The organism is Allobosea sp. MMO-172, assembly GCF_037147855.1.
Classification (GTDB): Bacteria; Pseudomonadota; Alphaproteobacteria; order Rhizobiales; family Beijerinckiaceae; genus Allobosea.
This window is the reverse complement of the sequence record NZ_JBBCUM010000001.1, coordinates 667,025-675,665: the sequence shown is the minus strand read 5'-3', so window position 1 is coordinate 675,665 and position 8,641 is coordinate 667,025. Positions and strand designations below refer to the sequence as shown.

Sequence of the window (8,641 nt, the reverse complement as noted above, 5' to 3'; positions counted from 1 at the left end):
GCCGCGATAGGCCGTCTCGACCCGGTTGGTCAGGTCGCCGCCAGCAATCGCCGACAGAGCCTCCGCGAACTCCGTCGTCGCCCCGTCCACGACCGCATTGATCTCGTTGATTCCCTCGACGAGCTCCTTGAGCGGGCCTTCCATGCCGCCGACCTGCGCCTTGCCGGAGAAATTACCCTCGCGGGCATCGGCGACGATCGTGGCGACCTCACCCAGCAGCTTCTGGACATGGGCGGCCTGCTCGGCATCGGCGAGCATGGCGAGTTCGCGGTCGCGCCGGTTCTGTTCGAGGGCGAGCGCGTTCTCGCGGTAGATTTCGAGCGCGCCGCTCAGCGCGCCGATCTCGTCCGGCGAGGGGGCAGCCGGGATGGCCTTGGCGAAATTGCCCTGCTGCATCTCGTCCAGCGCCGATTTCAGCGAGACCAGCGGCCGCGCGATCCGGCGCTGCACGCCGCGCAGGCTCATCACGCAGATAATGAGCAGGGAGGCCAGCAGCGCGGCGACGATGCCGAGCTTGACCCAGGCGGCGGTGAGCTTCTTGTCGGTACGCACGACCATGTCGTCGAGCGATTGGGTGACGGCCGAGACGATGGCCGTGAACGGGCCATTGCACTGCTTCGTCCACTCTTCCGCCGCGATGACGGGGCCGGATCCCTGGCCGAGCTTGCCGATCAATTCGTCCATCTTGCGGTTCGAGGCCTCGACCTCGGCCGACATGACGCCGACCTTGCGCGCGAGCTCGCTGCCGACGCCGGGGCGGGCGGCCAGCTGCTTCAGCGTCTCGCCGGAGGTGTTGGAGACACCGCGCAATTCGCCGAGCTTGCGGATCTGCGCGGTTTCCAGCGCCTTGCCCGAGCCGAAGGCCGGACGGAGCACAGAGCACTGCGTGCCGTAATTCGAGCGCACGTCCCAGCCGGCCGACTTGAAGCCCTGCAGGTCGGCAAGGATCGGGTCGGCGAGGCGGGCGGCGTTGGAGGTCTCGTCGGATGCCTTGACGATGGCGGCCTCGATCGCGCCGATGCCGTTATACCACGGCATGGTCGCGGCGAGGCTGCGCTGCGCCTTCGGCTTCGAGGCCTCGGCATAGAGATCGGCCATCCTGGCATCGGTCAGCTTCTGCTGCTGCAGGATGCCGGCGATCAGCTCCTTGCGGCCCGGCAGGCCGGTCTCGTCGAGCTGGGCAACCGCCTCGGCGATGCGGCCGCGATTGCTCTCCTCGATCTGCTTCAGCGTCGCGGCCGGATCGTCGGCGACCTGGATGCTGGTCTGGGCCTGTCCGCGTGCGGTGCGGATCGCGTTGCCGGCGAGCAGCAAGGCCTTGTCGGCCTCGACCAGCTCGGCCAGCTGCATGTTGCTGCGCACGTCCGAGATGGACTGGTACGCCATGAAGCCAAGGGCGCCGATGCCGGGCACGCACAGGCAGGCCATGGTGGCAACGAGATAGTTCTGGATCGACGAGGGGAAGAATTTCACGGCGGCACTCGGGCGTGACAGGCGGCGATAAGGCGGTGATGGAAGCCGGGAGGCAGGCGGCAGCCTGACCTCGTCCCGCCGTTTTATTGCCGATTTGATTAAGATTACGCTTAGCCTGTTCCGTGACTTGCCTTCCGGTTGCGTCACGGGCACGAAAGGGCATGCACCGCCGTCTCGTCTTCGAGGAACCGGTTTCGCGCGCGGCCATCTGGAGCCGGCGGCTGGCGTGGTTTTCCTGCGCGGTGTTGCTCCTGTCGCTGCTGCTCGTGCGCTTGCGGGAGCCGAGCATCGAAGGCCTCGCGCCGGTGGCCGGCGCCTATGTTCTGGTCCTCGCCGCGCTCGGCCTCGCCATCCTCGCCTTCATCCGCATCTGGCAGTCCGGCCACCGTGGCGTCGGCAAGGCGGCCGGCGCGATGCTGCTCTCGCTGATCCTGCTCGCGCCGGCCGGCTATGTCGCGGTCCGGCTGGTGACCCGGCCGGCCCTGGCCGATGTCTCGACCGATATCGACGATCCGCCCGCCTTCAGCCGGTCGCAGGCCGCGCTGACCGCGCGCGCCGGGCGGGTTCCGCCCGATGTTCCCGCGGAGCGCCGGCGCCTGCAGCGGCAGGCCTATTCCAAGGCCGTGCCGATCCTGCTCGAATTGCCGGCGGACACGGCCTTCGATCTCGCCCGGCGGGCGGCGCTCGGTCTCGGCTGGCAGGTGCTGGAATCGGCCCGGCCGGGCGGACGCAGCGGCGCCGGCCGGGTCGAAGCCGTCGCGCGCGGCCGCTTCCTGCGCTTTTCCGAGGACATCACCATCCGCGTCCGGCCGCGCGTCGACGGCAGCCGCATCGATATCCGCTCGGCCTCGCGTCTCGGCAGCCACGATCTCGGCGCGAATGCAGCCCGGATCGCGGCCTTCGCCGACGAGATCGAGCTCCTGACCGAGAGCCGCTGACGGGTTGTGTCAGGCCAGTTTGTAGCGGCTGGCGAGAGCCGGAATGGCGTCGCTGGACAGGACGGTGCCGCGCAGGACGAGGTCTTCCAGCTGGGCCAGCACCGAGAGGGCGGCCGCGCCGTGCAGGGCCGGGGCGAGGCCCTGATAGATCACCGGCACCATCGCGGCGATCGTCTCGTCGCCCGAGCCGAGACGGTTCAGGATCGCGGCCTCGCGCTGGCGCCGGTGCTGGACGAGTCCGCGCAGGAAACGCTGTGGTTCGGTGACAGGGCCGCCATGGCCCGGCCAGTAGCGGGCATGCTCCAGCCCGCGCAGCTTCTCGATCGAGGCCATATAGGCGGCCATCGAGCCGTCGGGCGGAGCGACGATCGAGGTCGACCAGGCCATGACATGGTCGCCGGAGAACAGCGTCGCTTCCTCGGCAAGCGTGAAGGCGAGATGGTTGGCCGTGTGGCCCGGCGTCGCGACGGCGGCCAGACTCCAGCCAGGCCCGGAGACCGCGTCGCCGTCGCGCATCTCCCAATCCGGCGCGAAGTCGGTATCGGCGGCCGCGTCGAGGATGCGGCCCTCGCCCGGTCCGAGCTCTCGCGACGGGCGATGCGGCCCGCAGCCCACCACCGCGGCGCCGGTCGCGGCCTTCAGCGCCGGCACGGCCGGAGAGTGGTCGCGATGGGTGTGGGTGACGACGATATGGCTGACCGTTTCGCCGCGAACCGCTGCCAGCAGGCGCTCGACATGGCCGGCATCGTCGGGGCCGGGATCGATGATCGCGACGGTGCCCTGGCCGACGATATAGGAGCAGGTGCCGGTGAAGGTCATCGGCCCGCTATTGCCGGCGATGATCCGGCGGACCAGCGGGGACAGGCTGGCAACCGTGCCGGCCTCCGTCGTCGCGCTACGGTCGAATGCGATCTCGTCGCTCATCGCTGGCGATGCGGCTTCAGTTGGTCGATTGGCCGCCGCAGGTCTTGGTATCATAGGGCCCGAACAGGGGGCCGAAATTGCCGCATTTGTCGCAGCCGGAGAGGAAAACGGCCAATCCGAGGATGCCGGCAAGGAGAGTGACGCGCTTCATGGCCCAACCATTCGATTCATCGCGGCCACAGTCTAGAGGCTGGCAGAGCCGGATGACAGGGCCAAATCGGCTGCTGCAATGCGCTCAAAGGCCGAGATCGGCAAGCCAGCCCAGGATGCAGATCGCGGAAATCGCGATCAGGGCGAGGGTGGCTTTCGCGTCGGTCGGGCAGTCACGCAGCATGTCGGTCTCCGTTTCGGAGCCGACGCAATAGTCATGCCGTTTGACGGATGGGTGACATTGGCCCGGGCCGTCGGCGTTTCCCCGCGCAGGGGCAGGAAGAGGGCTTTCCTCACGGCTGGTCTTAGCCGGGCATTAAGCAAATGCGCCCAACCATGGGGCTCGCCGGAGCCGTTGCTCCGGGTGTGCCTGGGGTGCCGCGATGCTGACCGCGATGACGATCATGCTTGGATGCCTCGGCATCTTCCTTGAGCTTGCCGATCGTGCCCCGACCCTCGATTGGCACGATTGAGCAGCGTTTCAGCCTATCCGAACACCAGATGCCAGGCGCCATAGCCGAGCAATCCGAGCCAGGCCGACTGCCCCACGACGATGGTTCCCACCAGAAGCGCGACCACGGCCCGCGAGGACAGGGCTCGTGGGCGATGATTCTGTGTCGATCCGAGTTCGATCTGTGCCATATGGGTCCGTTCTCTCGTCCTTGCGGGAGAATCTCGCATGGCGCGTGCCAGATACGGCCCTGTCAGGCATGTTGCGTTCGGTAACGTTGCGCCGCGCCGATAGAGCCAGCTCCGTGGCGGTCGGGAATATCCGAGCATTGGCCCGGAAACGAAAATGGCCCCGGAGGGGCCATGTTTCTCGATATCAGAAATATCTCGGGAAATTTTGGTCGGAGTGGCAGGATTTGAACCTGCGACCCCCTCGTCCCGAACGAGGTGCTCTACCAGGCTGAGCCACACTCCGATCCGCTGGTGGGCGGCTTATAGCCAGCACGCGGCCTCGGCGCAACAGCCTGTTTGCAGGTTGTGCAGGATTTCTTCCGAGGGCGGCAAACGAGGGCTGCTTGACTGTTGCGCGTTGCGCCGCCGCGTTCTAGAAGGCGCCCCACATTGGGGCGTCGCCAAGTGGTAAGGCAGCGGTTTTTGGTACCGCCATTCCCAGGTTCGAATCCTGGCGCCCCAGCCAAGCGCTGTTGATCGCAGCCCAAGCACCCGTCTTCAGATCTCTCGCGACGATCCGGAAGCGTTACGGCGCCGGTCCCTCCGGCCGTGGCAAGGCGCGCCGCATCCCTGCCGCAATCGAGCGGTCAAACGCCGCCCCCGCGAAATCAGGGCCGCGCGCCCGCCGGCAATCGCGCGGCAACCCGGCTTGATGAACAGGGGCCAACAACCCGGTTCATGAACCGTTCGCCCGCTCGCGCGTTTAATGCGGGACGTTCAAGGAGAAAGCTTATGCGGAAATTCCTCACCCTCGCCGCCCTGGGCGTCGGCATCGTGCTGGCCGCTCCGGCGATGGCATCGCAGGATCTGCCGGCCTCGACGGCGCAGCAGCTGGACAAGCAGGCTGCGGAATACACCTGGTCGGCCGCCGCCGAGCGGCGCCACATGATCATGCGCGAGACCATGCGCCAGCAGCGCTATGAGCAGCGCCGCCACGGTTACGGCCCCCGCCACGGCTATTATGGCCGGGGCTACGGCTATGGTCCGCGGCCCTACGGCCCGCCTCCGGGCTATTATCGCCGCCATCCCGGCTGGTAAGAGCAATCGCCGGCGAATGCCGATCCATCAGCGGCCCGGAAACGGGCCGCTTTTTCGTGTCAGGCGTATTGTGCGGGTTGCGATGAATGCGCGGCGCCGTCCTGCCGCCGCAGAATGGCGTGCTCTTCGCGAACGATCTCGCCGATCTCCTGGAAATGCCGGGCGAGCGGGTTCGTCCTGCGCCAGACCAGCCCGATGCGGCGCGCCGGCCGTGGTTCGGCCAGCCGCGCGATGCTGACCTCCACCGCGGAGGTTTCCGCCGCGACCGCCATTTCCGGAATCAGCGTCACGCCCATGCCGGCGCCGACCATGCGTACCAGCGTCGCCAGTGAGCTACCTTCCATCGGGTCCTGCGACAGGCCGGGCGCCATGTTGCAGAAGGCGAGAGCCTGGTCGCGGAAGCAGTGACCTTCCTCCAGCAGCAGCAGGCGCATCTCGCGCAGGCTGTCGATCCCGGGCGGCGGCTTGTGCCGGTCGACCAACGGCCGGACGAGGACGAATTCCTCGTCGAAGAGCGGGTGATCCTGCAGGGACGGTTCCGAGGCCGGCAGGGCCATGACGGCGATGTCGAGCCCGCCGGAGATCAGGTCCTCGGTCAGCTTGCCGGTGACCGCCTCGCGCGGGCGCAGGTCGACGGACGGAAAACGCTCGGTCAGTCGCCGGATCACCGCGGGCAGGAGATAGGGCGCGACCGTCGGGATCATGCCGATGCGCAGGCGGCCGCCCAGCGACGGATTCGAGGCCCGCGCCAGATCGGCCAGCTCGTCCACCGAGCGCAGGATCTGCTGGGCCCGGCCGGCGAAGGTCTCGCCGAGGCTGGTCAATCGGATTTGCCGGCGATCGCGCTCGACCAGTTGCGCGCCCAGCAGCTCCTCCAGGTCCTTGATCTGCAGCGAGAGCGCCGGCTGGCTGATGGCGCAGGCATCCGCCGCACGGCCGAAATGGCGATGCTGGGCCAGGGCCGCGAAATAGCGGAGGTGCTTGATCGATATCATTTGAAAAAATTATCGTAATGATTTGAAAATTCAAGTTCTCATTATGATAGCTTTTCCCTAGAACCATTCGAATAGAACGGCGCGGCATCGGCTTCGGGCGGGTGCGGGAGACGCCGCTTTCCGGCGCGAGGCGTCAGGCGCCTGCCGGAAAGACCCGATTCAGCAGGCTCCGAAGGGGGATATCATGGACGGCAGCGACGTGAAGAAGGCCGGCAAGTGCCCGGTCATGCATGGCGGGATGACCCAGACCGGCGGTTCCGTCACCAGCTGGTGGCCGAACGCCCTGAACCTGGACATCCTCCACCAGCAGGACAGCAAGACCAATCCGCTCGGCAAGGATTTCAACTACCGCGAGGAGCTGAAGAAGCTCGACATCGCGGCTCTGAAGAACGACCTGCGCGCGCTGATGACCGACAGCCAGGATTGGTGGCCGGCCGACTGGGGCAGCTATGTCGGCACCATGGCCCGCATGACCTGGCATGCCGCCGGCACCTATCGCATCTCGGACGGCCGCGGTGGCGCCGGCACCGGCAATCAGCGCTTCGCCCCGCTGAACTCCTGGCCGGACAACGCCAACACCGACAAGCCGCGCCGCTTGCTCTGGCCCATCAAGAAGAAATACGGCAACCGCGTCAGCTGGGCCGATCTGATCGCGCTTGCCGGTACGATCGCCTATGAGGTCGCCGGCCTGAAGACCTTCGGCTTCGCCTTCGGCCGCGAGGACATCTGGCACCCCGAGAAGGACATCTACTGGGGCGAGGAGAAGGAATGGCTGGCGCCGAGCGACAATCGCTATGGCGACGTCGCTGACGCCAAGACGCTGGCGAACCCGCTGGCCGCCGTCCAGATGGGCCTGATCTACGTCAACCCGGAAGGCGTGAACGGCAAGCCGGACCCGCTCAAGACCGCCGCGATGATGCGCGAAACCTTCGCCCGCATGGCGATGGACGACGAGGAGACGGTGGCGCTAACTGCTGGCGGCCACACCATCGGCAAGAGCCATGGCAATGGCGACGCGGCCAATCTCAGCCCGGCGCCGGAAGGCGGCTCGCTCGAGGATCAGGGCCTGGGCTGGATGAACCGGAAGGGCCGCGGCATCGGCCGCGATCAGGTCGTCTCCGGCATCGAGGGCGCCTGGACCACCCATCCGACGCGCTGGGACAACGGCTTCTTCGAGATGCTGTTCCGCCATGACTGGGAGCTGCGCAAATCGCCGGCCGGCGCCTGGCAGTACGAGCCGGTCTCGATCGCCGATGCGGACAAGCCCGTCGATGTGGAGGACGCCGCGATCCGCCACAACCCGATGATGACCGATGCCGACATGGCCCTGAAGGTCGATCCGGCCTACCGCGCGATCTCGGAGCGTTTCCTCAACGATTTCGATGCGTTCTCGGATGCCTTCGCCCGCGCCTGGTTCAAGCTGACCCATCGCGACCTCGGCCCGAAGTCGCGCTATTTCGGCCCGGATGTCCCGTCCGAGGAGCTGATCTGGCAGGACCCGGTCCCGGCCGGCCGCGTCGGCTACGATGTCGGCGCCGTCAAGGCGAAGATCGCCGCCAGCGGTCTCTCGGCCGCCGATCTGGTCTCGACCGCCTGGGACAGCGCCCGCACCTTCCGCGGCTCCGACAAGCGCGGCGGCAGCAACGGCGCCCGCATCCGCCTCGCTCCCCAGAAGGACTGGGCCGGCAACGAGCCGGCGCGCCTGGCGAAGGTTCTCGCTGTCCTGGAGCCGATCGCAGCGGCGACCGGCGCGAGCGTCGCCGACGTCATCGTGCTTGCCGGCAATGTCGGCGTCGAGCAGGCGGCCAAGGCTGCCGGCTTCGACGTGACCGTGCCCTTCGTGCCCGGCCGTGGCGATGCCTCCGCCGCGCAGACCGATGCGGATTCTTTCGCCCCGCTGGAGCCGCTCGCCGACGGTTTCCGCAACTGGCAGAAGGAAGCCTATGTCGTCACCGGTGAGGAGATGCTGCTCGACCGGGCCCAGCTGCTCGGCCTGACCGCGGCGGAGATGACGGTGCTGCTCGGCGGCATGCGCGTGCTCGGCACCAATCATGGCGGGACGAAGCATGGCGTGTTCACCGACCGTGTCGGTGCGTTGACCAGCGACTTCTTCGCCAACCTCACCGACATGCGTTACAGCTGGGTGCCGACGGCCAACGGCCTCTACGAGATCCGCGACCGCAAGACCGGTGCGGTGAAGTGGACCGCGACCCGCGTCGACCTCGTCTTCGGTTCGAACTCGGTGCTGCGCGCCTATGCCGAGGTCTATGCCCAGGACGACAATGCCCGGAAGTTCGTCGACGATTTCGTCGCGGCCTGGGCCAAGGTGATGAACGCCGACCGCGCCGACGCGGCCTGACCGGCATTTCACCATAGCTACCGACCACAGGCCCCGCCGGTTCAGCCGGCGGGGCTTTTCGTTGGAGCGCTGTGTTCGGCGAG

Annotated in this window: 8 protein-coding genes and 2 tRNA genes; 4 read left to right on the top strand and 6 right to left on the bottom strand. The window is 67.4% G+C overall.

The window, feature by feature from the left end; all coding sequences use genetic code 11:
* On the bottom strand, positions 1–1,473 hold a 1,473-nt coding region (locus WFK61_RS03230), incomplete at its 3' end, for a HAMP domain-containing protein (RefSeq protein WP_336810076.1).
* A gap of 161 nt (positions 1,474–1,634) precedes the next feature.
* Between WFK61_RS03230 and WFK61_RS03225 the strand changes: the two genes are divergently transcribed.
* Positions 1,635–2,411, top strand: a complete 777-nt coding sequence (locus tag WFK61_RS03225; protein WP_336810075.1) for a DUF1499 domain-containing protein — start codon at positions 1,635–1,637, stop codon at positions 2,409–2,411.
* A gap of 9 nt (positions 2,412–2,420) precedes the next feature.
* On the opposite strand, the gene WFK61_RS03220 is transcribed toward WFK61_RS03225, so the two are convergent.
* From WFK61_RS03220 to WFK61_RS03205, 4 genes are all read right to left on the bottom strand, one after another.
* Entirely contained in the window at positions 2,421–3,335 is a 915-nt protein-coding gene (locus WFK61_RS03220; protein WP_336810074.1) for an MBL fold metallo-hydrolase, read from the bottom strand.
* 16 nt (positions 3,336–3,351) lie between these two features.
* Complete coding sequence (locus WFK61_RS03215; RefSeq protein ID WP_336810073.1) at positions 3,352–3,486, bottom strand: hypothetical protein; 135 nt, start codon at positions 3,484–3,486, stop codon at positions 3,352–3,354.
* A gap of 485 nt (positions 3,487–3,971) precedes the next feature.
* On the bottom strand, positions 3,972–4,127 hold the full coding sequence (locus WFK61_RS03210; protein ID WP_336810072.1) for a hypothetical protein: 156 nt from the start codon (positions 4,125–4,127) through the stop codon (positions 3,972–3,974).
* Positions 4,128–4,333: 206 nt separating this feature from the next.
* Positions 4,334–4,410, bottom strand: a tRNA-Pro gene (locus WFK61_RS03205).
* Between the two features lie 147 nt (positions 4,411–4,557).
* Here WFK61_RS03205 and WFK61_RS03200 point away from each other — a divergent pair.
* Together WFK61_RS03200 and WFK61_RS03195 are read left to right on the top strand one after the other, a co-directional pair.
* Positions 4,558–4,632 (top strand) — tRNA-Gln (locus tag WFK61_RS03200).
* A 266-nt stretch (positions 4,633–4,898) separates the two neighbouring features.
* Complete coding sequence (locus WFK61_RS03195) at positions 4,899–5,204, top strand: hypothetical protein (protein ID WP_336810071.1); 306 nt, start codon at positions 4,899–4,901, stop codon at positions 5,202–5,204.
* Positions 5,205–5,263: 59 nt separating this feature from the next.
* Here the strand turns inward: WFK61_RS03195 and WFK61_RS03190 are convergent, their stop codons facing one another.
* On the bottom strand, positions 5,264–6,199 hold the full coding sequence (locus WFK61_RS03190) for a hydrogen peroxide-inducible genes activator (RefSeq protein WP_336810070.1): 936 nt from the start codon (positions 6,197–6,199) through the stop codon (positions 5,264–5,266).
* Between the two features lie 184 nt (positions 6,200–6,383).
* Here WFK61_RS03190 and katG point away from each other — a divergent pair, with 184 nt between their 5' ends.
* A complete protein-coding gene (gene katG, locus WFK61_RS03185; RefSeq protein ID WP_336810069.1) occupies positions 6,384–8,558 on the top strand; it encodes a catalase/peroxidase HPI in 2,175 nt (724 codons plus the stop codon).
* Positions 8,559–8,641 lie beyond the last annotated feature (83 nt).

Excerpts from the sequence above, each read along its gene's own strand:
- WFK61_RS03225 (WP_336810075.1), top strand. The coding sequence starts at position 1,635 with ATGCACCGCCGTCTCGTCTTCGAGGAACCGGTTTCGCGCGCGGCCATC.
- WFK61_RS03220 (WP_336810074.1), bottom strand. The coding sequence starts at position 3,335 with ATGAGCGACGAGATCGCATTCGACCGTAGCGCGACGACGGAGGCCGGC.
- WFK61_RS03215 (WP_336810073.1), bottom strand. The coding sequence starts at position 3,486 with ATGAAGCGCGTCACTCTCCTTGCCGGCATCCTCGGATTGGCCGTTTTC.
- WFK61_RS03210 (WP_336810072.1), bottom strand. The coding sequence starts at position 4,127 with ATGGCACAGATCGAACTCGGATCGACACAGAATCATCGCCCACGAGCC.
- WFK61_RS03195 (WP_336810071.1), top strand. The coding sequence starts at position 4,899 with ATGCGGAAATTCCTCACCCTCGCCGCCCTGGGCGTCGGCATCGTGCTG.
- WFK61_RS03190 (WP_336810070.1), bottom strand. The coding sequence starts at position 6,199 with ATGATATCGATCAAGCACCTCCGCTATTTCGCGGCCCTGGCCCAGCAT.
- katG (WP_336810069.1), top strand. The coding sequence starts at position 6,384 with ATGGACGGCAGCGACGTGAAGAAGGCCGGCAAGTGCCCGGTCATGCAT.